The 24,545-nt window shown below is 74.1% G+C and carries 23 protein-coding genes; 15 read left to right on the top strand and 8 right to left on the bottom strand.

What is annotated here, in order from left to right:
* Positions 1–5: 5 nt before the first annotated feature.
* Positions 6–761: an IclR family transcriptional regulator gene (locus ACJTNH_RS03360; protein ID WP_458172858.1), complete on the bottom strand. Its 756-nt coding sequence runs from the start codon at positions 759–761 to the stop codon at positions 6–8.
* Between the two features lie 112 nt (positions 762–873).
* Here ACJTNH_RS03360 and ACJTNH_RS03355 point away from each other — a divergent pair, with 112 nt between their 5' ends.
* Genes ACJTNH_RS03355 through ACJTNH_RS03335 form a run of 5 tightly spaced genes read left to right on the top strand, consistent with a single transcriptional unit; the run spans position 874 to position 7,114 of the window.
* Positions 874–2,157, top strand: a complete 1,284-nt coding sequence (locus ACJTNH_RS03355) for a CaiB/BaiF CoA transferase family protein (RefSeq protein WP_458172857.1) — start codon at positions 874–876, stop codon at positions 2,155–2,157.
* On the top strand, positions 2,154–3,305 hold the full coding sequence (locus ACJTNH_RS03350; protein WP_458172856.1) for an ABC transporter ATP-binding protein: 1,152 nt from the start codon (positions 2,154–2,156) through the stop codon (positions 3,303–3,305). The genes ACJTNH_RS03355 and ACJTNH_RS03350 overlap by 4 nt, the downstream gene beginning before the upstream one ends.
* Before the next feature lie 53 nt (positions 3,306–3,358).
* Positions 3,359–4,456, top strand: a complete 1,098-nt coding sequence (locus tag ACJTNH_RS03345; protein ID WP_458172855.1) for an ABC transporter substrate-binding protein — start codon at positions 3,359–3,361, stop codon at positions 4,454–4,456.
* A gap of 43 nt (positions 4,457–4,499) precedes the next feature.
* Complete coding sequence (locus ACJTNH_RS03340) at positions 4,500–6,329, top strand: ABC transporter permease (protein WP_458172854.1); 1,830 nt, start codon at positions 4,500–4,502, stop codon at positions 6,327–6,329.
* A complete protein-coding gene (locus tag ACJTNH_RS03335; RefSeq protein ID WP_458172853.1) occupies positions 6,326–7,114 on the top strand; it encodes an enoyl-CoA hydratase/isomerase family protein in 789 nt (262 codons plus the stop codon). Before ACJTNH_RS03340 ends, ACJTNH_RS03335 begins: the two co-directional genes overlap by 4 nt.
* Positions 7,115–7,172: 58 nt before the next feature.
* Here ACJTNH_RS03335 and lexA read toward each other — a convergent pair whose 3' ends face one another.
* Entirely contained in the window at positions 7,173–7,973 is an 801-nt protein-coding gene (gene lexA / locus ACJTNH_RS03330; RefSeq protein WP_458172852.1) for a transcriptional repressor LexA, read from the bottom strand.
* A gap of 305 nt (positions 7,974–8,278) precedes the next feature.
* Between lexA and ACJTNH_RS03325 the strand changes: the two genes are divergently transcribed.
* From ACJTNH_RS03325 to ACJTNH_RS03295, 7 genes are all read left to right on the top strand, one after another.
* Positions 8,279–8,857, top strand: a complete 579-nt coding sequence (locus ACJTNH_RS03325) for a LysM peptidoglycan-binding domain-containing protein (protein WP_458172851.1) — start codon at positions 8,279–8,281, stop codon at positions 8,855–8,857.
* Between the two features lie 280 nt (positions 8,858–9,137).
* On the top strand, positions 9,138–9,689 hold the full coding sequence (gene nrdR / locus ACJTNH_RS03320) for a transcriptional regulator NrdR (RefSeq protein ID WP_458172850.1): 552 nt from the start codon (positions 9,138–9,140) through the stop codon (positions 9,687–9,689).
* A gap of 103 nt (positions 9,690–9,792) precedes the next feature.
* On the top strand, positions 9,793–12,690 hold the full coding sequence (locus tag ACJTNH_RS03315; RefSeq protein WP_458172849.1) for a vitamin B12-dependent ribonucleotide reductase: 2,898 nt from the start codon (positions 9,793–9,795) through the stop codon (positions 12,688–12,690).
* Positions 12,691–12,951: 261 nt separating this feature from the next.
* The gene (locus tag ACJTNH_RS03310; RefSeq protein ID WP_458172848.1) at positions 12,952–13,764 is read left to right on the top strand and encodes a TIGR02587 family membrane protein; all 813 of its coding nucleotides are present in this window, start codon (positions 12,952–12,954) and stop codon (positions 13,762–13,764) included.
* 10 nt (positions 13,765–13,774) lie between these two features.
* Positions 13,775–14,281 (top strand): hypothetical protein, encoded by a 507-nt coding sequence (locus tag ACJTNH_RS03305; RefSeq protein ID WP_458172847.1) that lies wholly within the window; start codon positions 13,775–13,777, stop codon positions 14,279–14,281.
* 141 nt (positions 14,282–14,422) lie between these two features.
* On the top strand, positions 14,423–14,998 hold the full coding sequence (locus ACJTNH_RS03300) for a GNAT family N-acetyltransferase (protein WP_458172846.1): 576 nt from the start codon (positions 14,423–14,425) through the stop codon (positions 14,996–14,998).
* A 113-nt stretch (positions 14,999–15,111) separates the two neighbouring features.
* Positions 15,112–15,723 (top strand): hypothetical protein, encoded by a 612-nt coding sequence (locus ACJTNH_RS03295; protein WP_458172845.1) that lies wholly within the window; start codon positions 15,112–15,114, stop codon positions 15,721–15,723.
* A gap of 7 nt (positions 15,724–15,730) precedes the next feature.
* Here ACJTNH_RS03295 and ACJTNH_RS03290 read toward each other — a convergent pair whose 3' ends face one another.
* The 4 genes from ACJTNH_RS03290 to ACJTNH_RS03275 form a co-directional block, all read right to left on the bottom strand.
* Positions 15,731–16,972, bottom strand: a complete 1,242-nt coding sequence (locus tag ACJTNH_RS03290) for an AI-2E family transporter (protein WP_458172844.1) — start codon at positions 16,970–16,972, stop codon at positions 15,731–15,733.
* 310 nt (positions 16,973–17,282) lie between these two features.
* Positions 17,283–17,885 carry a CAP domain-containing protein gene (locus tag ACJTNH_RS03285; RefSeq protein WP_458172843.1) on the bottom strand — a complete coding sequence of 201 codons (603 nt, stop codon included), beginning with the start codon at positions 17,883–17,885 and terminating at the stop codon, positions 17,283–17,285.
* 72 nt (positions 17,886–17,957) lie between these two features.
* On the bottom strand, positions 17,958–19,493 hold the full coding sequence (locus ACJTNH_RS03280) for an amidohydrolase family protein (protein WP_458172842.1): 1,536 nt from the start codon (positions 19,491–19,493) through the stop codon (positions 17,958–17,960).
* The gene (locus ACJTNH_RS03275; protein ID WP_458172841.1) at positions 19,493–20,020 is read right to left on the bottom strand and encodes a hypothetical protein; all 528 of its coding nucleotides are present in this window, start codon (positions 20,018–20,020) and stop codon (positions 19,493–19,495) included. The genes ACJTNH_RS03280 and ACJTNH_RS03275 overlap by 1 nt, the downstream gene beginning before the upstream one ends.
* On the opposite strand from ACJTNH_RS03275, the gene ACJTNH_RS03270 reads away from it, so the two are divergent.
* The 3 genes from ACJTNH_RS03270 (at position 19,998) to ACJTNH_RS03260 (ending at position 22,045) form a co-directional block, all read left to right on the top strand.
* The gene (locus tag ACJTNH_RS03270; protein WP_458172840.1) at positions 19,998–20,252 is read left to right on the top strand and encodes an SDR family oxidoreductase; all 255 of its coding nucleotides are present in this window, start codon (positions 19,998–20,000) and stop codon (positions 20,250–20,252) included. The two genes, ACJTNH_RS03275 and ACJTNH_RS03270, sit on opposite strands and share 23 nt — an antisense overlap.
* 22 nt (positions 20,253–20,274) lie before the next feature.
* Positions 20,275–21,366 carry a hypothetical protein gene (locus tag ACJTNH_RS03265; protein WP_458172839.1) on the top strand — a complete coding sequence of 364 codons (1,092 nt, stop codon included), beginning with the start codon at positions 20,275–20,277 and terminating at the stop codon, positions 21,364–21,366.
* 64 nt (positions 21,367–21,430) lie between these two features.
* Positions 21,431–22,045 carry a maleylpyruvate isomerase family mycothiol-dependent enzyme gene (locus ACJTNH_RS03260; protein ID WP_458172838.1) on the top strand — a complete coding sequence of 205 codons (615 nt, stop codon included), beginning with the start codon at positions 21,431–21,433 and terminating at the stop codon, positions 22,043–22,045.
* 18 nt (positions 22,046–22,063) lie between these two features.
* On the opposite strand, the gene ACJTNH_RS03255 is transcribed toward ACJTNH_RS03260, so the two are convergent.
* Together ACJTNH_RS03255 and ACJTNH_RS03250 are read right to left on the bottom strand one after the other, a co-directional pair.
* Complete coding sequence (locus tag ACJTNH_RS03255) at positions 22,064–23,020, bottom strand: GGDEF domain-containing protein (RefSeq protein ID WP_458172837.1); 957 nt, start codon at positions 23,018–23,020, stop codon at positions 22,064–22,066.
* 102 nt (positions 23,021–23,122) lie between these two features.
* Positions 23,123–24,403, bottom strand: a complete 1,281-nt coding sequence (locus ACJTNH_RS03250) for an MFS transporter (RefSeq protein ID WP_458172836.1) — start codon at positions 24,401–24,403, stop codon at positions 23,123–23,125.
* Positions 24,404–24,545 lie beyond the last annotated feature (142 nt).

Raw genomic sequence — 24,545 nt, 5'->3', positions numbered from 1 at the left:
CGCGGTCAGCTCCCCGGCCGGCCGCCCAGTTGCCGGCTGCACTCCTGCGCGGCACCGGCCACCTGCTCCCCGTAGACCGGCCACAGGCGCCGGGGGAACCGTTGCACCGGCAGCGACAGGCTCAGGGTGGCCACCGGCCGACCCGTCTCGTCGACGATGGCGGCGCCGACCGCAGCGATGTCGGGGTGCCGGGTGCCCACGGTGACCGCGTAACCGCGCCGGCGCACCCGTTCGAGCTCGCGCAGCAGCGCCTCGACGTCGGTGTCGGTGTGTGGGGTGAGCGCCTCCAGTGGAGCGGCCCGGAGCAGGGCCGCTGCCTGTATCTCCGGCATCGCGGCCAACAGGGCCTTGCCGGACGCCGTGGTGTGCATGGGCGCGCCGTGGCCGACCACGGCGTTGGTCCGCACCGGGTGGACGCCCTCGATCTTCTCCAGCAGCACGACGCGCCGCTCCTGCGGCACCGAGAGGTGGACGGTCTCGCCGGTCGCCGCGGAGAGGGTGTGCATCGCCGGCAGGGCGATCTGCCGGATCTCGTCGTCCCCCCGGTGTCGGGAACCGATCGCCATGGCCTTGGCGGTGAGCGACCACCGGGTGGGTTCGTCCCCGGTGGACCGGATCCAACCCAGCTCGCCGAGGGTCGACAGCATCCGCTGGGCGGTGGACTTCGGCAGGGCCATGGCCCGGGACAGCTCGCTGACCCCGACCGGTTGTCGTTCCGACACAGCCTCCAGCACGGCCAGGGCGACGGCCACCGACCTCATGTGGTTGACGTCACCCCAGCGCCTCCCTAGTGTGGCCCGCGTCATACCGTGCCATCGTGCGGCAAAGCGTGCCACACAGTGGCACAGCAGGTCAACAGTCTGGAGCGTCGACGTGTCAGATCCCGTCCGGACGGGCGCCCTGTCGGGGGTGCGGGTCCTCGACCTCACCCAGGTGATGGCGGGGTCCTACTGCTCCCTGTTGCTGGCCGACATGGGTGCCGACGTGGTCAAGATCGAACGTCCGGAGGGCGGGGACGACACCCGCCGCATGTCCCGGGGCCCCGACGTCGAGCTCTCACCCGCGTTCAACGCCATGAACCGGAACAAGCGGGGCCTGGCCGTCGACCTCAAGGACCCCCGCGGCGCCGATGTCGTCCGACGGCTGGCCCGCGACGCCGACGTCCTGGTGGAGAACTTCCGCCCCGGTCTGCTCGACCGGTTCGGGCTCGGTCAGGAGGCGCTGCGCGCCGACAACCCCGCGCTCATCTACTGCTCGATCTCCGGCTTCGGGGCGACCGGCCCCTACGCCGGTCGTGGCGGGTACGACCTGGTCGCGCAGGCGATGAGCGGGCTGATGAGCATGACGGGCGAGCCCGGCCGGGCGCCGGCGAAGGTCGGCGTCCCCGTGTGCGACCTCAACGCCGGGGTCTTCGCCGCCTACGGGGTTCTCTCCGCCTACGTCCACCGGCTGAAGACCGGGGAGGGGCAGTTCGTCGACGCTTCCTTGCTGGAGGCGGGTATCGCCTACACCGTCTGGGAGACGGCCATGTTCTTCGGCCTCGGGGACGTCGCCCGGCCCATGGGGTCGGCGCACCGCCTCTCGGCCCCCTACGAGGCGCTGCCCACCGCGGACGGCTGGATCGCCATCGGGGCGGCCAACCAGCGGAACTGGGAACGGCTGTGCGTCGCCCTGGACGCGGAGGACCTCGCTGCCGACCCTCGCTTCACCGACAACGCGGCCCGGATGGAGCACCGCATCGAGCTCGCCGGCGAGCTGGCGACCAGGCTGCGTGCCCGGCCCACCGCCGAGTGGCTCCGACTCCTCGAGGCCGTCGGGGTGCCCAGTGGTCCGCTGTACGACATCGAGCAGGTCTACGCCGACCCGCACGTGCAGGCCCGCGGCATGGTCGTCGAGACCGTCCACCCGCGGATGGGCACGGTCCGCCACATCGGCGCCCCGGTGAAGCTCTCGGGCACCCCCTCCGCCGTCCGGCGTCCGGCGCCGCTCCTCGGTCAGCACAGCCGGGAGGTGCTGACCGAGGCCGGCATGGCGTCGGCGGAGATCGACGAGCTGCTCGCCGCCGGCGTGCTGCTCACCACCCCCGTGGACGACCCGGCCGGACCCGCGCCGGAGGCCGAGCCCCAGACCACCGAGCCGACGGAGGCACTCGCGTGACCCACCTGGTGATGTCCGGACTGACCAAGGACTTCGGCGCCGTACGCGTCGTCGACGGGGTCGACCTCTCCATCGAAGAGGGCGAGGCCGTCGTCCTGCTCGGGCCCAGCGGCTGCGGGAAGACGACCTGCCTGCGCATGATCGCCGGCTTCGAGCGCCCCGACGCCGGGGAGATCCGGCTGCGCGACCAGGTCCTGGTCGGGGGGCGCACGTTCGTGCCGCCGGAGAAGCGCCGGATGTCGGTGGTGTTCCAGAGCTACGCGCTCTGGCCGCACCTGAGCGTCCGGGAGAACGTCGGGTACGGCCCGACGACGGCGAAGGCGAGCCGGGGCGAGGTCCGCCGGCGGACGGATGAGGCGCTCGCCATGGTCCAGCTCGACGGGCTGGCCGACCGTTACGCCCACCAGCTCTCCGGCGGCCAGCAGCAGCGGGTCGCCCTGGCCCGCGCGCTCGTGAACGACCCGGCCCTGCTGCTGCTCGACGAGCCGCTGTCCAACCTCGACACCCGGCTGCGCGAGGAGATGCGCTCGGAGGTCAAGCGGATCCAGCGGTCCTTGGGCGTGACGATGGTCTACGTCACCCACGACCAGGCGGAGGCGTTGTCGCTGGCCGACCGGCTCGTGGTCATGCACGACGGGCGGGTGGTGCAGGTCGGCCCGCCCGAGCAGGTGTACCGGCGTCCGCGCACCGGGTTCGTGGCCCGCGCACTGGGCGCGACCAACGTGCTCCCGGCGACCGTCTGCGGCGTCTCCGGCGGTGACACCGTCGTCCTCCGCCTCCCCGGTGGGGTGCTCACCGAGGCTCTCCTCCCGGCGCCGGCCAGGCTGCGCGAGGGCGACGAGGTGCTGGTCTCGGTGCGGCCCGGGGACGTGCGGCTCGCGGCTGCCCACCCGGGGGTGCCGGTCGGCGGGGTGGTGCGGGAGGCGCTGTTCTTCGGCGACCACGTGCAGTACGCCGTCGAGGTCCCCGGCCTGGCCGAGCCGCTCAAGGCCACCGGCCCGAGCGCCGGCCGCCTCGACGCCGGTGCGGCGGTCGCGCTCACCGTCGACCGGGGGGCGGCCGCCGTGCTCGGCGACCGTCCGCAGTCGGCAGCACCCGACACCACTGCCGCCGCCCCGGCGCCCGCCACCACCCCGACCGCGGCATGACCCCCGGTCGGATGGTCCGTTCCCCCCGCCCCGCCCACCCGAGAAGAGGTCCCGTGTCCACCCATGGTCCCGCGCGCCGCCTGTCCAGCTGTCTGACCATCCCGCTCGCCGTTGTGCTGGTCGCCGCCTGCGGCAACGGCTCCGACAGCTCGGCCTCGGGTGCCGGATCCGGCGGATCGGGCGGTGCGGCGGCCGTCGAGGGGATCGACCCGGCGCTCGTCGAGGCGGCCCAGGAGGAAGGTGGCGTCGTCCTGTACGCCGGCGGGCACACCCGGCCCGGGCTGGAGCTGCTGCAGCAACGGATGCAGGACGTCTTCGGCATCCAGGTCACCTTCACCCGCGAGGACTCCGGCGCGATCGCCAACTCCATCTCCGCGGAGCTGGCCAGCGGGTCGGTCAACGCCGACGTCGTCAGCCTCACCGACCCCGGCACCATGCAGGACTGGGCGGACGAGGGCGTCATCGCCGACGCCGGGGTGGCCAACCTCGACGACGTCCGCGAGGGCCTGGACGACCCGGGCAACCCGCAGGTGCCATACAGCCTGGCCCCGCTGGGGATCATGTACAACTCCGCCAACACCGACCCGGCCGATCTCCCGACGACCTGGGAGGAACTGGCCACCGGGGACTTCGGCGCGGTCATCAGTGCCGATCCCGGGGCCTCGGGCACGGCGCTGGCCTACTACACGATGGTCACCGGCCTCTACGGCGAGGAGTGGCTGGAGCAGCTGGCCGGTCGCCAGGTCGCCGTCACCGACAGCAGCCTCGCGCTCGCCCAGCTCGTGCTGACCGGCGAGGCCGACATCGGCATCCCTGCCATCGAGTCCGCGGTGATCAGCGCCGCTGACGAGGGCGAGCCGCTGGAGATCGCCTTCATGGAGGACGGCGTGCCCTCGTTCGCCTCCGAGCTCGCGATGCTGACGGACGCGCCGCACCCGAACGCCGCGAAGCTGCTGGTCCAGTACCACCTCAGCGAGGACTTCCAGGCCGCGCTGGCCGAACAGGGTGGCCGCAGCGTGCTCGAGGACGGCCCCCAGCCGCCGGACGCCGCCGACCTCTCCGAGGTCACCCTGCTCACCGCTGACCTGTCGGAGATCGAGTCCCGTGGCGGGGACGTGGTCGCGCGCTTCGCGGAGCTCTTCAACCGATGAGCCGGCGAACGAGCGGTCCGACCGTGCAGTCGGGGTGCCGGACATGGCGCTGACCAGCTCGGCCGCCACCACCACGGCGGTCAGCGACCTGGCGGGGGCCCCGCCGGGGGCCACCGCGCCGCCGCGCCGGAGAAGCCCGGGCCAGCGGCGGGGCACCGGCTTCGAGCGGGCGATGCGCTGGGTCTGGGTGCTGGCGATCGTGGCGTTGATCGGCTACCCGATCGCGCAGGTCTTCGGGCAGAGCTTCGTGGCTGACGACGGCGGGTTCACGCTGGGCAACTACGGCCTGCTGGTGAGTGAGCCGCGTCTGGTCGAGGCTGTCCTCAACTCACTGTGGATCGCGGTCGGCACCGTGGTGGGCAGCCTGCTGCTGGGATTGCCGGTCGCCTGGTTCGCGGTGCGCACCGACCTGCCGTTCCGGCGGTTCTTCCGGGGCACCGCGGTGCTCACCTTCGCCGCGCCGAGCTTCATCGCCGCGCTGGGCTGGATCCTGCTGCTCGGGCCGCGCAACGGGCTGCTGAACACGACGTTGATGTCGCTGTTCGGCCTGGAGTCCGCGCCCTTCGACATCTTCAGCCCGTGGGGGATCATCTTCGTCCTCTCGCTGTTCCTCTACCCGCTCGTGTTCCTGCCGGTCTCGGCCGCGCTGGAGGGCATCGACCCGGCCCTGGAGCACGCGGCTGCGAGCTTGGGTGCCTCCCGGCTGCGGGTGCTGCGGACGGTCACCTTCCCCGTGATCGCCCCGGCCCTGATCGCGGGTTCGATCCTGGTCTTCGTCAGCGCTGCGGTCATCTTCGGCCCGGTCGCCATCCTCGGGGCGCCCACCGGCTTCCAGACCATCCCGACCGTGCTGCTGAGCCTCATGCAGTTCCCGCCCCGGATCGAGGCCGCGGCGGTCATCTCGGTGCCGATCCTGGTGATCATCGCCGCGCTGCTGCTGGTCCAGCGGCGCCTGGTCGGCGGCCGGAAGTTCACCGTGATCGGTGGCAAGCCGGGGCGTCAGGAAGTCACCCGCCTCGGGCCGGCGGCGCGGGCCGCCGGGCTGGCCTTCTGCTCGCTGGTCGTCGTCCTCAGCATCGTGCTGCCGTTCGGCATCCTGCTGGCGACGTCGTTCCGGGAGGCGCTGGGCCGGCCGTTCGGGGCGGACAACTTCACCCTGACCGGCAACTACGAGCAGGTGTTCAGCCAGCCACTGATCACCGCGGCGATGGGCAACAGCCTCCTCCTCGCCCTCGCGGCGACGGTGATCGCCCTCGCTCTCGCGCTGCTGGCCTCCTGGCTGGTGCACCGGACCCGGGCCCGCAGCAACGCAGTGATCGCGCCGGCGATGGCCGCGCCGCTCGCCTTCCCCGGCGCCGTCCTGGGGATCGGGCTGATCATCGCGTACGCCGCCCCGCCGTTCGGGCTGGGCGGGTCGATGTCGATCCTGCTCATCGCCTACGCGGGCAGCGCGCTGCCGCTCACCTTCGCCTACGTGCACGCGGGGATGGGGCAGATCGGCGCCGAGGTCGAGGAGGCCTCGAGGAGCCTGGGCGCCTCGTGGGCCCGTACCTGGCGGAGGATCACCGTCCCGCTGCTGCGCCCCTCGTTGCTGGCGGCCGGGCTGCTCAACTTCGTCCTGCTCTTCCGGGAGCTGGAGATGTCGGTGTTCCTCTACACCGGCGCCAACCCCACCATCGCCACCGTCCTCTACAACCTGTCCAACGAGTCGCTGTACCAGCGGGTGGGCGCCCTGTCGGTGGTCATCCTGCTGATCAACATCGTCGTGGCGGTCATCGCCATGCGCCTGCTCGACCGCCGACCGGGTGAGTCCGTCCGGCGCCGTCGCCCCGCTCCGTCCCGCACCCCCGCACTCTCGGAGGAGAACGCATGACCGTGACCACGACCGACGTGGGCCCCGGGGTTCAGCTGCGCTACGAGACCCCGCACATCGCCGTCCTGACGCTGGACAGTCCGCCGTCGAACACGTTCAGCTGGGAGAGCCGGCGGTCGTTCATGAGGGCGCTGGACGTCCTCGACGCCGACGAGCAGGTCCGCTGCCTGGTGATCACCGGCGAGGGGCGGGCGTTCACCGCGGGCGCCCACCTCGGTGAGGACCAGTCGATGACCGACGAGCAGCTCACCGACTATCTGGCCGAGTTCGGCCGGGTGCTCAACGGCGTGCAGCACTTCCGGACGCCGGTCGTCGCCGCCATCAACGGCCCGACGATCGGCGGGGGACTGGAGTTCGCCCTCTGCTGCGACATCAGGATCGCCTCCACGGACGCCTTCTTCGTCGCGGCCGGCGTCAACGTCGGGCTCATCGTGAGCTTCTGGCGGCTGCCGCGCGTCGTGGGGCTAGGGCCGGCGAAGGAGATCCTGCTGACCGGGGCCCGGTACACCGCCCAGCAGGCGCTGAACTGGGGGCTGGTGACCGAGGTGCACGAGCCGGCCGACCTGATGGACGCCGCGCTCGCCAAGGCCCAGCGGATCGCCACCCGGGCTCCGCTGTCGGTCGAGGTCACCAAGCAGGCGGTCACCGGCGCGTTCGAGATGGACTTCGCTCAGGGGCAGGCGCTGCAGACCCAGCGCTTCCTGGAGATGTTCCGGACCGAGGACCACCAGGAGGCGCTCCGGGCGTTCTTCGAGAAGCGGGACGGGGACTACCAGCGGCGCTGAACGGCATTCCCCGAGACGGCCGGCGACCCCGCGGGGTCGCCGGCTGTCGACAGGTGGGTCAAACCCGGCGGAGCACCGTGACCACGCGGCCCAGCACGGTGGCGTCGTCGCCGGGGATCGGCTCGTAGGCGTCGTTGTGCGGCAGCAGCCACACGTGCCCGTCGCGGCGCTTGTAGGTCTTCACCGTCGCCTCGCCGTCGATCATGGCCGCGACGATCTCGCCGTTCTCCGCGGTCGGCTGCTGGCGGACGACGACCCAGTCGCCGTCGCAGATCGCCGCGTCGACCATCGAGTCGCCGGCCACCTTCAGCATGAAGAGGGTGCCCTCGCCGACCAGCTCCCGCGGCAGCGGGAACACGTCCTCCACGGCCTGCTCCGCCAGGACCGGACCACCGGCGGCGATCCGGCCGACCAGCGGCACGTACGTGGGGCGGGGGGTGGCGGCCTCGTCGAGGCCGCTGCCGGCCCCGGCGCCGGCCAGCGCGGCCGGGTCGGCGGCGGGCGCCCCGGGGGTGTCGCCGGGCAGCCGGACGTCGAGCGCGCGGGGCCGGTTCGGGTCGCGCCGCAGCCAGCCCTTGCGCTGCAGCACCGACAGCTGGTGGGCCACCGACGAGGCCGAGGACAGGCCGACGGCCTCGCCGATCTCCCGGACCGAGGGCGGGTAGCCGCGCCGCTCGATGGAGTCGCGGATGACCTCGAGCACCCGGCGCTGCCGCTGGGTCAGGCCGTCGCCGGCCTCGCCGCGGTCGGGGAACTCGCGGACCGCCGCGCCACCACCCGCGACGGCGTCGTCGTCCGTGGCGCGCGTGCGCCGGGAGGAGCTCGCGCCGCCGTCTGCTGTCGGGCCGTCGGCCGCCATGTGTCCTCCTCGTCCGGCTGCCGGGGCAGCGTCTCCGGGTGCCTGTCGACCGGGGCGCCCGGCCGCCGGGCCGGTGGCCGGGCAGGGCGGCCCCGTGTCGATCGCAGGTGCACCGTAGCGGGTTGCACCGGTGTAGTTCAAACAGGTGTTCGAAGAAATCCGGTGTCGAGGGGTGGATCTGTCACTGCCGTGCGGTAGACATCGCACAGACGTTCGAGTCGAACAGGCGTTCGAGTGCACCACCTGGTCGCCCGGTCCCTCGGTCGTCGTCCCGTCCGGCACAGTCAGACAGCAGGAGCGTCCCGATGGTCAGCCCGCAGCGCAGCCTCACCGCCTCCACCCCGGCGTCGTCCCGCCCGGGTCCGGTCCGGCCGGCCTCGGCCCGCCCGGCGCCGGCCCGTGCCGTCGGGGTCCGGGGTGCCCAGTCCGTCGCGCCGGCCGTCGCCCGGCGCGACCCGGCCAGGCCGGGTGGTCGACCCGTCCGGGTCGACGGGGTCGCCGCGGCCCGTCCGGTGCGGGGCGGGTGCGGGCGCGACGGGTCCGCCACCGGCAGGGTCGCGGGGGAGTGGCCGCCGTACGACCTCGGTCCGGCGCCACTGCGGCTGACCGACCGTGGCCGGCGGGTGGCCGCCGGGCTGTCGGTCGCCATCGGTCTGTCGATCGCTGCGGCCACCGTGGTCGTCGTCGAGCTCGGTGACCGGGACGGCGGCCTCCGGCTGGCCGGTTCCTCGACCGTCGTCGTCCAGTCGGGGGACACGTTGTGGTCCATCGCCCGGGAGGTCGCGCCGGAGGAGGACCCGCGGGCGGTGGTCGACGCGATCGTGGAGCTCAACGGGCTCGACAGCGTCGACCTGCTGCCCGGTGCGGAGCTGGAGCTGCCCTGACCTGCCCGGCAGTGGCCTCAGGGCTGGGTGGCAGTGGCGCTCCACGCCTGGTGCGGACGGGGCGGACGCGACGGAGGAAGACGACACGCCGCCCCGGGGTTGCGTACCTGTAGGGGTCGGGAGCTAACCTGACCCCAACATCTTGTGTGACAGAGATGTAGTTCTCATCCACAGGCGCTTCCCCAGGTCAGTCCCAGGACATCCACCGGATGTCCCCCGGTCGGTCCACAGGGAGCGTCGGACGGTCGCTCTCGCGGCCCGCCGATCGAGGAGGTGCCCGGTGCGCTGTCCCTTCTGCCACAGCCCTGACAGTCGGGTCGTCGACTCGCGGGAGACCGACGAGGGGGCGACCACCCGTCGTCGTCGGTCCTGCCCGGTCTGCGGCCGCCGGTTCACCACCGTGGAGGAGCCGGTGCTCGCCGTCGTCAAGCGCAGCGGCGTCAGCGAGCCCTTCGACCGCAACAAGGTCATCGCCGGGGTGCGCCGGGCCTGTCAGGGCCGGCCCGTCGACGAGGCTCAGCTGGCCGTCCTCGCCGCCAAGGTCGAGGACGCCGTGCGGGCCACGGGGTCCGCCGAGGTGCCGAGCAACGAGGTCGGCCTGGCCATCCTGGGCCCGCTCCGCTACCTCGACGAGGTGGCCTACCTCCGGTTCGCCAGCGTGTACCGGTCCTTCAGCTCCGCGGCCGACTTCGAGAAGGAGATCGCCGAGCTCCGGCGGCTCCGCTACGGGGCCACCGGCCGCCCCGAGTCCGACTCCACTGACCCGGAGTCCACCGACCCCGCTGACGGGGCCCCGCCCGGCGACGCCGCCGGGCCCGCCCCGTCCCGCTGACACCGGCGCCCGTGCCGTCAGCAGCACCGACCACCGCCTCCCGACGCCCATCGACGTCGCAGCCACCACTCGCACACCCGAACGCCTTCCAGGGGAGCACGCCTTGACCGAGACAGCCGACCGCGTCGCCACCAGCCGCAACCGCCGCACCGCCGCCAAGGCCCCCACCCGGGGCAAGGGGCTGAAGGTGAAGCGCGTGTTCACCACCGCTGGTGTGCACCCCTACGACGAGGTCGTCTGGGAGCGCCGCGACGTCGTCATGACCAACTGGCGGGACGGCTCGATCAACTTCGAGCAGCGCGGGGTCGAGTTCCCGGCCGAGTGGAGCATCAACGCCACCAACATCGTCACCACGAAGTACTTCCGGGGTGCGGTCGGCAGCCCGCAGCGCGAGACCAGCCTCCGTCAGCTCATCGACCGCGTCGTGCTGACCTACGGCGCGGCCGGCCGCGAGCACGACTACTTCGCCAGCGAGGCCGACGCCGAGGTCTTCGAGCACGAGCTGACCTGGATGCTGCTGCACCAGGTGTTCAGCTTCAACTCGCCCGTCTGGTTCAACGTGGGCACCGCCTCCCCGCAGCAGGTGAGCGCCTGCTTCATCCTCGCGGTCGACGACACGATGGACTCGATCCTGAACTGGTACCGGGAAGAGGGCCTGATCTTCAAGGGCGGCTCCGGCGCCGGCCTCAACCTCTCCCGCATCCGCTCCTCCAAGGAGCTGCTCTCCTCCGGCGGCACCGCCTCCGGCCCCGTCTCCTTCATGCGCGGCGCCGACGCCTCCGCCGGCACGATCAAGTCCGGTGGCGCCACCCGCCGCGCGGCGAAGATGGTCGTCCTCGACATCGACCACCCCGACATCGAGGAGTTCATCGAGACCAAGGCGCGCGAGGAGGACAAGATCCGCGCGCTGCGGGACGCCGGGTACGACATGGACCTGGGCGGCAAGGACATCACCAGCGTCCAGTACCAGAACGCCAACAACTCGGTCCGGGTCAACGACGAGTTCATGCGTGCGGTCGAGAACGGCACCGAGTTCGGCCTGCGCGCCCGCTCCGACGGCTCGGTGATCGAGACCGTCGACGCCCGTGAGCTGTTCGGCAAGGTCACCAAGGCCGCCTGGGAGTGCGCCGACCCGGGCATCCAGTACGACGACACGATCAACGACTGGCACACCAACCCCGAGACCGGGCGGATCAACGCGTCCAACCCCTGCTCGGAGTACATGAGCCTGGACAACAGCTCGTGCAACCTGGCGTCGCTGAACCTGATGAAGTTCCTCAAGGACGACGGCACGTTCGACGCCAAGAACTTCGTCAAGGCCGTCGAGCTGATCATCACCGCGATGGACATCTCCATCTGCTTCGCCGACTTCCCGACCGACCCGATCGGTGAGACGACCCGGGCCTACCGGCAGCTGGGCATCGGCTACGCCAACCTCGGCGCGATGCTGATGGCCACCGGCCACGCCTACGACTCCCGGGGCGGCCAGACGCTGGCGGCGGCGATCACCTCGCTGATGACCGGCACCGCCTACCGCCGCTCCGCCGAGCTGGCCGGCGTCGTCGGCGCCTACGAGGGCTTCGCCCGCAACGCCGACGCCCACGCCCGGGTGATGCGCAAGCACGCCGCGGCCAACGACGCCATCCGCCCGGTCGGCGCCGACGACGCCGACGTGCTCAAGGTCGCCACCCAGCAGTGGCAGGACTGCCTGGCCATCGGCGCCGAGAACGGCTGGCGCAACGCGCAGGCCTCGGTGCTGGCCCCCACCGGCACCATCGGCTTCATGATGGACTGCGACACGACCGGCATCGAGCCGGACTTCTCGCTGGTCAAGTTCAAGAAGCTGGTCGGCGGCGGCTCCATGCAGATCGTCAACCAGACGGTCCCGCGGGCGCTGAAGAGCCTGGGCTACCAGGAGGAGCAGGTCGAGGCGATCGTCGAGTACATCGCCGAGCACGGGCACGTCGTCGACGCCCCGAGCCTGCGCCCCGAGCACTACGAGGTGTTCGACTGCGCGATGGGCGAGCGCTCCATCTCCCCGATGGGCCACGTCCGGATGATGGCCGCGGTGCAGCCGTTCATCTCCGGCGCGATCAGCAAGACGGTCAACATGCCGGAGTCGGCGACCGTCGAGGAGGTCGCGGACATCTACTTCCAGGGATGGAAGATGGGCATCAAGGCCCTGGCCATCTACCGCGACAACTGCAAGGTCGGCCAGCCGCTGTCCGGCGGCAAGGGCAAGAACGACGGCACCAAGGCCGAGGCCACCGTCGAGGAGACCGCCCCGGCCGCCACCGCCCTGTCGCACCCGGTGCGCAAGCGCCTGCCGAAGAAGCGCACCAGCGTCACCACCTCGTTCAGCGTCGCCGGCGCCGAGGGCTACATGACCGCCGGCATGTACGAGGACGGCAGCCTGGGTGAGGTCTTCCTCAAGCTGGGCAAGCAGGGCTCGACCCTGGCCGGCGTGATGGACGCCTTCTCGATCGGGATCTCCCTGGCCCTGCAGCACGGGGTGCCGCTGGAGACCTACATCCAGAAGTTCACCAACATGCGGTTCGAGCCGGCCGGCATGACCGACGACCCGGACATCCGGATCGCCCAGTCGGTGATGGACTACATCTTCCGTCGCCTGGCGCTGGACCACCTGCCGGTGGAGACCCGGGCCAGCCTGGGCATCTTCTCGGCCGAGGAGCGGGCGGCTCAGGTGTCCGGCTCGTACGGCAGCACCTCCGCCTCGACCCCCGCGGTCACCGAGGAGGAGGACGTCGACCTGGAGCAGCTGCGCGGCTCCGCGCCGATCGAGACCGCCAAGGTGGAGGAGAAGGTCACCCCGGCCGGTCCCAAGTCGGTCAAGGAGGCCCACTCCTCGGCCGAGCTGCTCGAGCTGGTCACCGGAACCGCCACCGACGCCCCGCTGTGCATGACCTGCGGGACGAAGATGCGCCCGGCCGGCAGCTGCTACGTCTGCGAGGGCTGCGGCTCCACCAGCGGCTGCAGCTGATGCGGTCGGCCACGGAGTCCAGGCCCGCAGCTGACCTGGACTCCCTGGCCTGAGCGCCCGGTCCCACTGGCCCGGTCCCCTTCGCGGGGGCCGGGCCAGTGGCCTCTCGGGCGCCTGCCCGGGTCGGTCGGCCACGAGAGGGGCGGCCGCGCCGCGGCGGGCAGGGCGGCATGATGATCACCGCTGGGCGCCACGAGGCCCGGACTGGACAGCGGCGGTGGCCTCGACCGGCCGCTCACGGGGGCGGGGAGGGTGGAATCGGTGGGGGTCGCGGTGAGCGGCGGGCACCAGCTCGCCCAGAGCAGCGGGCGGGCGTTCGGCGGTGCGCTGCTCTTCTCGCTCCCGCTGCTGATGACCATGGAGCTCTGGCAGCTGGGTGTCGCCATCCCGCGGTACCGACTCGCCCTGCTGGTGGTGGGCACCGTGCTGCTCGTCGTCTTCCTGTCCCAGCACTTCGGTGCCGGGTCGCCGGGGATCGGCTGGCGCGGGTCGCTGGCCGACGCCGGGGTGGCGTTCGTGATGGCCGCGGTCGCCGCCGCCCTGGTCCTCGGGGTGCTGTCGGTGATCGAGCCGCTGCGCGGCTGGCGGGACGCCCTCTCGGTCATCGCCATCGAGATGCTCCCGGCGGCCATCGGCGCCTCCTTCGCCCGCAGCCAGCTCGGCTTGGGCGGCCGGCGGGTAAGGACGACGACCTACGGCGGGGAGCTGCTGCTGATGGCGGCCGGGGCGATCGTCTTCGCCGCCAACATCGCCCCCACCGAGGAGGTGGTGCTGCTGGCGGCCGAGGTCGGTCCCTGGCACCCGGTGGCCCTGGTCGTGCTGTGCCTGGTGTTCATGCACGGGTTCGTCTACTGGGTCGGGTTCCGCGGCCAGGAGGCTGCCGTCGGCGGCGTGCTGCGCTCGTTCCTGACCCTGACCGTCGTCGGCTACGTGATCGCACTCGCCCTGTCGGCCTACCTGCTGTGGACCTTCGGCCGCTTCGACGACGTGGGCCTGGTGATGGCGGTGACCGAGTCCGTGGTGCTGGCGCTGCCGGCCAGCCTCGGCGCGGCCGCCGCCCGGCTGATCCTGTGAGGAGGAGATCGTGAGCGGGCAGACGGCGGACGAGGGTCCGGCGCGCGAGGGTCTCGCGTACGAGGGTCCGGCGCGCGAGGGGCCGGCGCGCGAGGGCCCGGCGCGCGATGGGGACGCCCGCGAGCCGGGCGTGGACGCCGCGGGGGAGACCAGCCGCGGCGAGTACGCGCTCGGGGTGCTCGGCGCGCTGATCGTCCTGCTGGTCCTGGGCTTCCTGGTGCACCAGGCGGTCGTCGTCCGGGACAGCGACCCGGAGCTCTCGGTCACCACGGCGCCGGCCGAACCGGTGGACGGCGGCTGGTCGGTGGCGTTCGAGGTGCGCAACGACGGCGGCACGACCGCCGAGCAGGTCCAGGTGACCGGGGTGCTCGAACGCGACGGCGAGGAGGTCCAGGAGGCCACCGCCACGATCGCCTACGTCCCGCCGCACAGCCGGCAGTCCGGTGCGCTGCTGTTCACCGTCGACCCCGGCACCGGCAGCCTGGAGGTCCGGCCGGCCGCCTACACCCTGCCCTGACCCGGGGGGGGGCGGTACCGGCACAGACCGAGCCCGGTCACCGCTCGGGTTGCTCGCGCGCGCGGGCAGGAACGGTGTGGCGGGTCGTGCGGTCGCGGCGGTCGTGGTCCCGGCGTCGGTGGCTCGTGGTGAGGTGCGGTCATGACGTGGGAGACGCACCCGGTGACCCCGGACCGCTTCGACGACTTCGCCGACGTCGTCAACCGCACCCGGCGGGCCGACCACTGCTGGTGCCTGTCCCACCGGCTGCGCGCCGCCGAGATCGAGGAACTGGGCGGTGGCAGCCGGGAGCAGGCCATGCGGCGGTTGTGCGAGCGCGAGCACCCACCGGGGGTGGTGACCTACCGCGACGGCGAGCCGGTGGGCTGGTGCAACACCGGTCCGCGGTCCGAGATCACCCGGCTGACCGGCTCGCGGCTCATCCGGCCGGTCGACGACCTGCCGGTGTGGAGCATCGTGTGCGTCGTGGTCCGCGCCGGCCGTCGCCGGCAGGGCGTGACGCAGCCGCTGATCGAGGGCGCGGTCGCCTACGCCGCCGCGCACGGGGCACCGGCGGTCGAGGCGTACCCCGTCGACCCGCCCGGACGGATGGACCTGACCATGGCCTTCGTGGGCACCCGGTCGATGTTCGAGCGCGCCGGGTTCCAGGTGATCGGGAGCACCGCGGCGAAGGCCAGCCGGATGCCCCGGCTGGTCATGCGACGGACACTGCCCTGACCCGGCGGGCCGACCGTCCGATGCCGTCTACCGCTCGGCCGGACCGGGTAGGCCGGTGGGGCCGGTGGGTCGTGCAGCCCCGCCGGGAGCCGGAGCAGGACAGAGGAGCAGACATGCGCAGTGCCCCCGATCGGCCGGCTGGACGCCGTGCGGCCGCGGCCGTGCTCGCCGTCCTCGGGGTCGGCGGGCTCGTGGGCTGCGGTCAGGACGAGGCGGCCCCCGACGGCGTGACCGCCGAGCAGCTCCAGGACGTGCGGGACGACGTCGCGACGCTGCGCGAGCGGGTGGACGAGCTCGAGGCCGCCCGCTCGTCGGCTGCCGCGACCACGACGTCCGCGAACACGACGTCCGCGACCACGACGCCGACGACCACCGCACCGGCCGAGCCGACGCCCACCTTCTCCGCGGGGGACGACGTGTCGCTGGGCGGCGAGGTCACCGGGCTGATCTCCACGACGGCGGTCGGCAGCGCCTTCCGGCTGGCCACGAGCGAGGGAGCGACGGTCACCGTCATCTCGCCGACCCCGGTCGCGGAGCTGGGCACCGGGGACGCCGTGCAGGTGTCGGGGGTGGCCACCCGCGTGCAGCGCAGCTCCTTCGAGCGTGACTTCGGCATCGCCGCCGACGTGCTCCTGGACGACCCGGGCGCCTTCCTGACCGAGTACGCCGGGCAGCTCGCCGTCGCGGCCGACCGGGTGCAGCAGGGGGAGGGGACCGCGGACTGAGCCCGGCTCAGCCCGGCTCAGGAGATCCCGGCGGTGCCGGGGTCTCCTCGGAGGAGGCCGGGTGGGTGCGCAGGAACTCCGCGACCCGGTAGGCCACCGCGAGCACCGGCACGGCCAGCAGCGCACCGGCGACCCCGGCGGCCAGCCCCCCGGCGGTCACCCCGAGCAGGATGACGACCGGGTGCAGCTGGACCGCCCGCCCCATGATCACCGGCTGCAGCACGTTGCCCTCGACCTGCTGCACGACCAGCACCACGACCAGCACGACGACCGCGTCGGTCACGCCGTTGGTGACCAGGGTGACCAGCACGGCGACCGCCCCGCTGACGGTGGCGCCGACGATCGGCACGAAGGCGCCGAGGAAGGTCAGCAGGGTCAGCGAGAGCCACAGCGGCACGCCGAGCAGCAGGAGTGCGGCCCCGATGCCGATCGCGTCGATCAGCGCCACCACCAGCACGCCGCGCACGTAGCCGGCCAGCGTCGCCCAGGCGGCGCGGCCGGCGCCGTCCACCCGGGCACGGTTGCGGTCGGGCACCCGCTCCAGCAGCCAGGCCCACATCCGGTCGCCGTCCTTGAGCAGGAAGAACACCAGGAAGAAGACCAGCACGATCGCCCCCAGCACGACCACGCCCATCCGGGCGCCGTCCTCGGGGCTGGGCGTGGCCTCGTAGAGGCGGCTGACGATCTGGTTGCGGACGTCGGCGACCTGCTGCGGGTCCAGCGAGAGCGGCCCCTCGATCGCCCAGACCCGGATCCGGTCGATGCCGGCGGCCAGCGGGCGGGTCAGGTCCTGCAGGCTCTCCGCGGCCCGGAAGCCGACCAGGAAGGCGATCCCGCCGATCACGGCGAGCAGGGTCAGGACGCCGGTCAGTGCGGCGAGCGCCGGTGGGGCACCGGCCCGGCGCAGCAGCCCGGCGATGGGTGCGGTCAGCGCGGTCAGCAGCACGGCGACGGCCAGCGTGAAGGTGACCATCGGCAGCCGGAACAGCAGCCAGAAGACCAGCCAGACGACGGCGCTCAGCACGACCGCCGCACCGCCGACGGCGATCACCCGCAGCGCCCACCCGGGCACGGCGCCGGACGCCGCGTGGTCGGGCTGCGGGGCGAGCGGAGGCGCCGTGGCCCGCGGCGCGAGCGCTGCCACGGGGGCCTCGGTCAGCACCGAACCGGTGCCCTGGCCGTCCCGGTCGGCCGCGGGACCGGCCTCGCGCGGCCGCGTCCGGTCGGCGGTCCGGCCTCGTCGCCTCATCGATCGCTCCTGGGTCGGGTGCCCGGGCTCCCGGGGTGGTGTGCCGCCCCCCGACGACCGGGGAGCCCGGCGGCGGACGGGCCGGGCCGGGCCGGGCCGGGTGCGTGGACGGGACCCGGCGCGCGGGGGGCGGGGCCGGCGGCGTCGGTCGTCTCGCTGCGGCTACCCGGGCGGTGGTGCCGGCCAACCCCGGACCAGCTCACCGCCGGCCGTCCTGCTCGGAGGTCGCCGCCGCCGACGCATCGAGGTCCTGCCCCTGGCGGCGGTCGGCCCGCCGGAGCATCTGCGGGTGGTCCCACGGTGCGGGCGCTCAGCAGGTCGGGCCGTCCTCGTCCGGGCGGGCGATCGGCTCGACCGGCGGGGTGGTGCTGGCCACCGCCGGCCGGTCGGCACCCGCCGTCCGGCCGAACTCCTGGGTGGCCCAGACCGAGCCGTCAGCGGCGCAGAAGACGCCGACGCCCAGCCGGTCCCACCCGGGGTTGAGCACGTTGACCCGGTGGTCGTCCGAGCGCATCCAGCCGACGTGGACGGCGCTGGCGGGTACCGGGCCGGTGGCCCGGAAGATGTTCTCGCCCATCGCGCGGAAGCCGGTCAGCTCCTCGCGCTGCAGCACCGACCCGATGTCCTGGTGCTGGAACCGGCCGGTGTCGGCCATCTCCGCGCTCCAGTCCCGGGCGACGCCGGCCAGCGCGTCGTCCCAGGCCACCGGTTCGAGCCCGCGGGCCTCCCGCTCGGCGTTGACCCGGTCGAAGACGACGCGGGCGATGCGGTCCTCGGCCGGCACCGACGGGTCGTCGGCGGGCGCGGACCCCGGTGGTGGCGCGGAGGCGGTGGAGCCGTTCTCGACCACGGCACACCCGCTGGCGCCGACGAGGACGAGCAGGGCCGACAGCAGGACCCGGACGACGTTCACCGGCTCGGCCTACCCCTGACCGGCGGCCACACGCCCGGTGCGGGGAGAGGTCACGAGATGGTCATGACCCGCTCAGCGGTCACCCGAGCGCACCGGCCGGCCGGGCAGCGCGGACAGCTGCAGCTCGCCGTCCCGGACCACCGGGGTGCCCCCGACCAGGACGTGCCGGAAGCCGGTGGACGGCGCGACCCGGGTGTACGTGGCGCGGTCGGTGACCGTGTCCGGGTCGAGGACGACGAGGTCGGCGTCGGCGCCCACCTGGACCCGGCCCTTGCGCCGCATCGCCGGGACGGCGCCCTCCAGGAGCTGCGCGGGCAGCAGCGAGGAGCGGCGCAGCGCCTCGGTGAGGGTGAGCAGGCCGCGCTCCCGGACCAGCCAGCGCAGCGTCCGCGCGTAGGAGCCCGCCGAGCGCGGGTGGGTGAGCAGCCCGGGCGCCGGCGGCCACGCGTCGAGATCCCCGGTCCCGCCCGAGGCGACCAAGGGCTCTCCGCCGGAGGCGACCAGGGGCATGTGGCCGGAGGCGACCAGGGGCATCGCGTCGGTGGCGATGGCGGTGTCGGGCAGGGTGAACGAGCGTTCCAGCACCGCCAGGTCGGCCGGGTCGTCCTCGTCGAGGAAGTGCACCACCACGTCACCGCCCGGGTCGGCGGCGCGCAGCTCGGCCAGCCGCGCGGCGTCGGCGACCCGCTCCCCGGTGCGCAGGTAGGTCAGCTGCTGCGGGCCGATGCCCAGCCGGGACAGCCCGTCCGGGGCGAGGAACGCCGCGCCGATCACCGTCGCCCCGGCGCCGTAGGGGTAGGCCTCGGTGCTGACCCGGACGCCGCGACCGCGGGCGGTGTCGATCGCCCCGGCGACCTCGTCGATCATCCGGGTCGAGGTGCTGTTCACGTGGCACATGTGCATGTGCGCGCCGGTGCCGGCCGCGGCGGCGATCACCTCCAGCGCGCCCTCCAGCGAGGTGCCGGGCTCGGCGGTGGAGATGTACCGGGTGTGGGTGAAGGTGGGCACGCCGAGCCGGGCGGCGAGCCCGGCCAGCCGGAAGTACTCGGCCCGGCCGCTGTCCGGGGCGTAGCCGACGAGCACCCCGATGCCGATCGCACCGTCGGCGACCGCGCCCTCCAGCAGGTCGAGGACGCGGGCGACGTCCCGGTCGGCGGCCGGCCCGCGCCAGTTCGGCAGCGACTGGTGGGTGGCGAAGAGGTCCAGGGAGCCGTCGGTGTCCAGCGGCACGCCGTCCAGCACGTGCATCCGGGCGTCGGTCCAGGAGGCGGAGAAGCCGAAGTTGACCGGCCGGCCCTCGGCCTCGGCGCGGGCGTAGGCGCCGGCCACCGGCAGCACGCCGGCCTCCAGCTCCAGTGCGGTGGTGACGCCGTCCAGCGCCTGCAGCCGCAGCCCGGTGGTGCTCTGGGCGTGGCTGTGCAGGTCGATGAAGCCCGGCGCCAGCACCTGACCGGTGACGTCCCAGACCTCCCGGGCCGGCGGGGCGACCTCCCCGACCGAGGTGATCGTGCCGCCGGTGATGCCCACGGCGCGGACCCCGTCCAGGCCGGTCTCCGGGTCGACGACCCGGGCCCCGGACAGGACGAGGTCGGCGATCGGTGCCGGCATCAGGCCTTCCGCGGGTTGGCCCGCACCCCGTAGTGCAGGTACTCGGCGCCGCCCGGCAGCGTGTAGAAGACCACCGCCATCCAGGTCTCCGACTCCGGCGCCCGAGTGGCGAACACCCCCTGCTCCACCGGGTGCAGCGCCAGCTCCTCCACGGTCGCCCCGGACTCCTCGGCGATCTTCCCGGTCGGGATCACCCGCATGACCAGGCCGCCGTCGCGCTCGAACACCTCGGTGGTGATCGAGCTGCGCTCGTAGGTGCCGACGTAGCGGGCGAGCTCCACCTCCGGCGCCTCCGCCGGCGGTTCCAGCTGCTCGGCGACCCGGACGCCGGCCAGCTCGGAGAAGACCTCGCTGTACAGGTCCTGGAACAGGTCGCGCGGCTGTCCGCCGTTGGTCAGCAGCGCCACCGCGATGCCGCCGTCGCCGTCGGGGTCGGGCAGCACGCGCAGGAAGGCGTTCTGGCCGAACGTCGTCCCGTCGTGGCACGGCATCACCGTGAACGCGGTGGCCCCGGGCGAGATCGCCACCGCGATGACCGGCCAGGAGGACGAGGACCCGACCGCACCGGGCAAGCGGCGGCCTGGCATCCCGGTCCCGCGGCCCGGCGACGCCCGGGAGGTCGCCGCCGTGGTGGCGTTCCTCGCCTCCGAGGCGGCCGGCTACGTCACCGGCGCGTCCTGGCCGGTGGACGGCGGCATGATGCAGATGGGCCCGCAGGCCGGCTCGCACCTGACGTCGGACGACTGGCGCCGCCCCTGACCGTTCACGAGAGAGGGGCCCGGTGCCCGAGCTGGACGAGCTGGCCGACGAGCTCTACGCCGTCCCGCCGGAGGAGTTCGTCGCCGCCCGCACCGCGGCACGCGACCGGGCCAGGGACACCGGGGACAAGGAGCTGGCCAAGGCGGTCGCCGCGCTGCCCAAGCCGACCACGGCCGCCTGGGTGTGCAACCTGCTGTCGCGGCGCCGGCCCGACGAGGTCGGCCAGCTGATCGAGCTCGGCGAACTGCTGCGCCAGGCCCAGGCCGACCTCTCGGCCGAGCAGCTGCGCGCCCTCGGCAAGCAGCGCAACCAGGTGGTGGCCGCACTCGCCCGGCAGGCCCGCGCGGTGGCGCACGCCGAGGGGCACGACGTGAGCACCGCGGTGGCCGAGCAGGTGGAGGGGACGCTGCGCGCCGCGATCGCCGACCCGGACGCCGGGAAGGCCCTGCTGGCCGGCCGGCTCACCACGGCGCTGACCTACAGCGGGCTGGGCCCGGTCGACCTCAGCGGAGCGGTGGCGACCCCCGTGCGCGCCGGCGGCACGGCACCGGCCGCGACCGAGGCCAAGGCCGAGGCCGAGGCCAAGGCCAAGAGCGGGACCGGGACCGGGCCCGACACGGAGGCCGAGGCCACGACGGCGCGGTCGTCGGGCCCCGCGGGTGCCGCCGCCGGCCAGGACGCTGCGCGACGCCGCAGGGAGGCCGAGGAGCGCCGCCGGCAGGAGGCCGAGCAACACCGCCGGGAGGCCGAGGAGCAGCGCCGCCGGGAGGCCGAGGAGCAGCGCCGCCGGGAGCTGGACCAGGCCCGGCAGGACGCGGAGGAGGCCGCCGGCGTCGCACGGGACGCCGCCACGACCGCCGAGGACGCCGAGCAGCAGCTGGCCGCCGCCACCGACCGGCGGGACGAGCTGCAGGAGGAGGTCGCCCGGCTGGCCGAGGAGCTGCGCCGGCTGGAGCGCCGGGCCGGCGAGGCGGTCACCGCCGTCGACCGCGCCGAGCAGCGCCGGGACGCCGCCGTCCGCCGGGCCGAGACCGCCGCCGCGATCCGCGACCGGGCCGCCGCCCGGGTCGAGCAGCTGGCCGCCGGCGCCGACTGCACCCGGAACCGGCGATGAGTTCGGGGCCCGGGCGGCGTCCTGGCTGGGGGCGCCGCGACCGGCGGCGCGGGAGGAGACCAGCATGACCGAGCACGACGGCGGAGCACGCGACCCCCAGGGCTGGGTGGCGCAGACCTACGACGGCCTGGCCGACCTGCTGGCAGCCGAGGCCGGTGCCTGGGACGCACCGACCCTGTGCGCGGGTTGGCGGGCTCGGCACGTGGTGGCGCACGTGACCATGCCGGCGCGCCTGTCACCCGAGCAGTTCGGCGCCGAGATGGCGGCGGCCGGCGGCGACTTCTCCCGGCTGTCGGACGCCGTGGCCGCCCGGGACGCCGCGCTGCCCGTCGGCGAGCTGCTGGCCGCGCTCCGCTCGCCGGTGCTGCACGCCTGGCAACCTCCGGGCGGAGGCGCCGCCGGTGCGCTCAGCCACGCCGTCATCCACTCCCTGGACGTCACCGTCGCGCTCGGCCGGCCGCCGGTGGCACCGGCTCCGGCCCTGGTCGCCGTCCTCGACCAGCTGACCGCCGTCGACGGTGCGTTCTTCGGCCTCGACCTCGGCGGGGTGCGTCTCGAGGCCACCGACGCCGACTGGGCCTGGGGGAGCGGCGACGTCGTCCGAGCCGACAGTGGCGCGCTGGTGGCGCTGCTCGCCGACCGGCGGTTGCCCGACGGCCGGTCGCTGGGCGGCCGCTGACCCGGCCCGCCGCCCGGGTCAGCCGTCGCCGAGGCGGGCGCCGGGGTCGGTGGCCCGGCCGCGCCGGCGCTTCAGCGCGTAGAGCTCGGCGTCGGCCCGCTGCAGCAGGGCCGGCAGCGAGTCGCCCGGCCGGGCGGTCGCCGTCCCGAACGACCAGCTGATCGGCGCACCGTCCAGCCGGGCCAGCAGCTCCTGCGCCCCGGCGTGGTCGGTGTCGGGCAGGCAGAGCACGAACTCGTCACCGCCGTGCCGGCCGAGCAGGTCCGAGGTGCGCAGCCGGGCCCGCCAGTGCGCGGCGACCTCGTGCAGCAGCCGGTCGCCGGCGCTGCGCCCGTCCCGGTCGTTGACCAGCTTGAAGTCGTCGAGGTCGAGGATGGCCACGGTGAGGGGCTCACCGACCCGCTTCGCCCGGGCGAGGCAGCGCTCGGCCTCCTGCTGCCAGGCGCGGCGGTTGGCCAGCCCGGTGAGCGGGTCGGTGGCGGCGTCGGTGCGCAGCCGGCTGCTGAGCCGGCCGTGCGCCTCGGTGAGCAGCAGCGTGTTCACCACCGCGACGAGCCAGGCCATCGCGAACCCGCCCGGCGCGGCGAGCACCGCGCCGACCGTCGCGGCGGTGACCAGCCACAGGGTGTGTGCCCGGGCGGCGCGCAGCGGGAGGAAGTGCGCGGCGTAGAGCCCGACCACGATGAGCACCGGCCCCAGCCCGACCACCCCGACCGCGGTCGCGGAGCACGCGGCGAGCACCGCCAGCAGCGTCGAGTAGAGGGCCAGCGCGCCGTGTTCCACGGCGACGGTGACCCGCCGGCCGGCCAGCAGCAGCCCGACGGCGACCACCCCGCCGACCGAGGCCAGCACCCACAGCAGGCCCACCGGCGTCCGCGGGCTCATCGGGTGCAGGGCGCCGATGGCGCAGAGCAGGCCGCCGGTGCCGTGCAGCAGGGCGAGCAGCCCGACCCGCAGAGGGAGCCGCTCGTCCATCCACCGCCCCGTCCGCTGACCCGTCGTCGCGATCATGTCGCTGAGCAGGCGCTCAGCGGAATGATCCTGGGGCATGGGGCACCCCCACGGGGTGAGCGCCGCTCAGGCGACGGTGGCGGTGTCGCGGCGCACCCGGGTGACCGCCAGGGCGAGCGCGCCCAGCGCGCCGACCACGGCGAACACGTAGAAGCCCCACGGGAACGCGATGCCCGCCCCGAGCAGCGCCCCACCGATCACCGGGCCGGTGATCGCGCCGACCCGGCCGACCCCGGCCGCCCAGCCCAGCGCCGTGGCCCGCACCTGCGGCGGGTGGTTCGCGCTGACGAACGCGTACACCAGCACCTGGGCGCTGAACACGAAGCAGCCGGTCAGGAAGGTCATCGCGTACACGCCGACCAGCGGGAGCCGCACCGAGAGCAGGGCCAGGAACAGCGCGCCGGCGGCGAACCAGACGATGCCCGCGACGCGCGGGCCGATCCGCTCCGCGACAGTGCCGGCCACCAGCAGCCCCACCACCGCCCCGACGTTGAGCACCAGCAGGAAGGCCAGCGCCGCCCCCAGCTCGTAGTCGGCCTCGCGCATGATCGTGGGCAGCCAGCCGTTGAGGCCGTAGACCAGCAGCAGCCCCATGAACGAGGTGACCGCGATCGCCAGGGTGGTGACCAGCCGCCCACCGGTGAACAGCGTGCGGATCGACGCCCCCGCACCGGTCGCCAACGGCGGCGCCGCCTCGAGCGTCAGGCCGTGCCGGGCGGCGACCTCCTCGGCCTCGGCCCGGCGTCCGTGCGCGAGCAGGAAGGACGGCGACTCCGGCAGGTGCCGCAGCATCAGCGGGACGACGACGACCGCGGGCGCCGCGCCGATGACGAACATCCAGCGCCAGCCCAGCGGCTCGACGACGACGATCGCCAGCGCCGCGGTGAGCACCGCACCCACGTGGTAGCCGGTCATCATCGTGGTCGTGGCGCGCCCGGCCGCCCGCCGGGTGAACTCGTTGACCATCGCGATCGCGGTGGGCAGGCAGCCCCCGAGCCCCAGCCCGACCAGGAAGCGCAGCAGCCCGAACACCCCGGCGTTGGGCGCCACCGCGCAGAGCAGGGTGAACAGCGAGAACGACGCCACCGCGCCGATCAGCGCCTTGCGCCGGCCGACCACGTCGGTGAGCGCGCCGATGGTGAGCGCGCCGATCGTCATGCCGACCAGGCCGATGGTGACGACGAACGTGGCGCCGCCGTCCGACAGCGCCCACTCCTCCGGCGTGCGCAGGGTCGGGACGACCGTGCCGACGACCACCAGGTCGAAGCCGTCGAGCAGGACGGCGATCCAGCACAGGGCGGCGACCCAGCCGGAGGCGCGGGTGGTCGGGGGTGGGGCGGTGGTCACGCGGGCCTCCGGGCGAGCGTCGTTGCTGCGGCGTGGAGCGCTGCGGCGTCGTGGCAGATTAGGGCGCGGTGACCTGCACCACCGCACGGGGCCTTCTGCTGGACGGAACACCGGTGCCGTGCGTCCCGGCGGGTGCGGCACC

This window comes from Modestobacter lacusdianchii, assembly GCF_054177765.1.
Note: the sequence above shows the minus strand (reverse complement) of the source record. Positions and strands in the feature narration are given on the sequence as shown.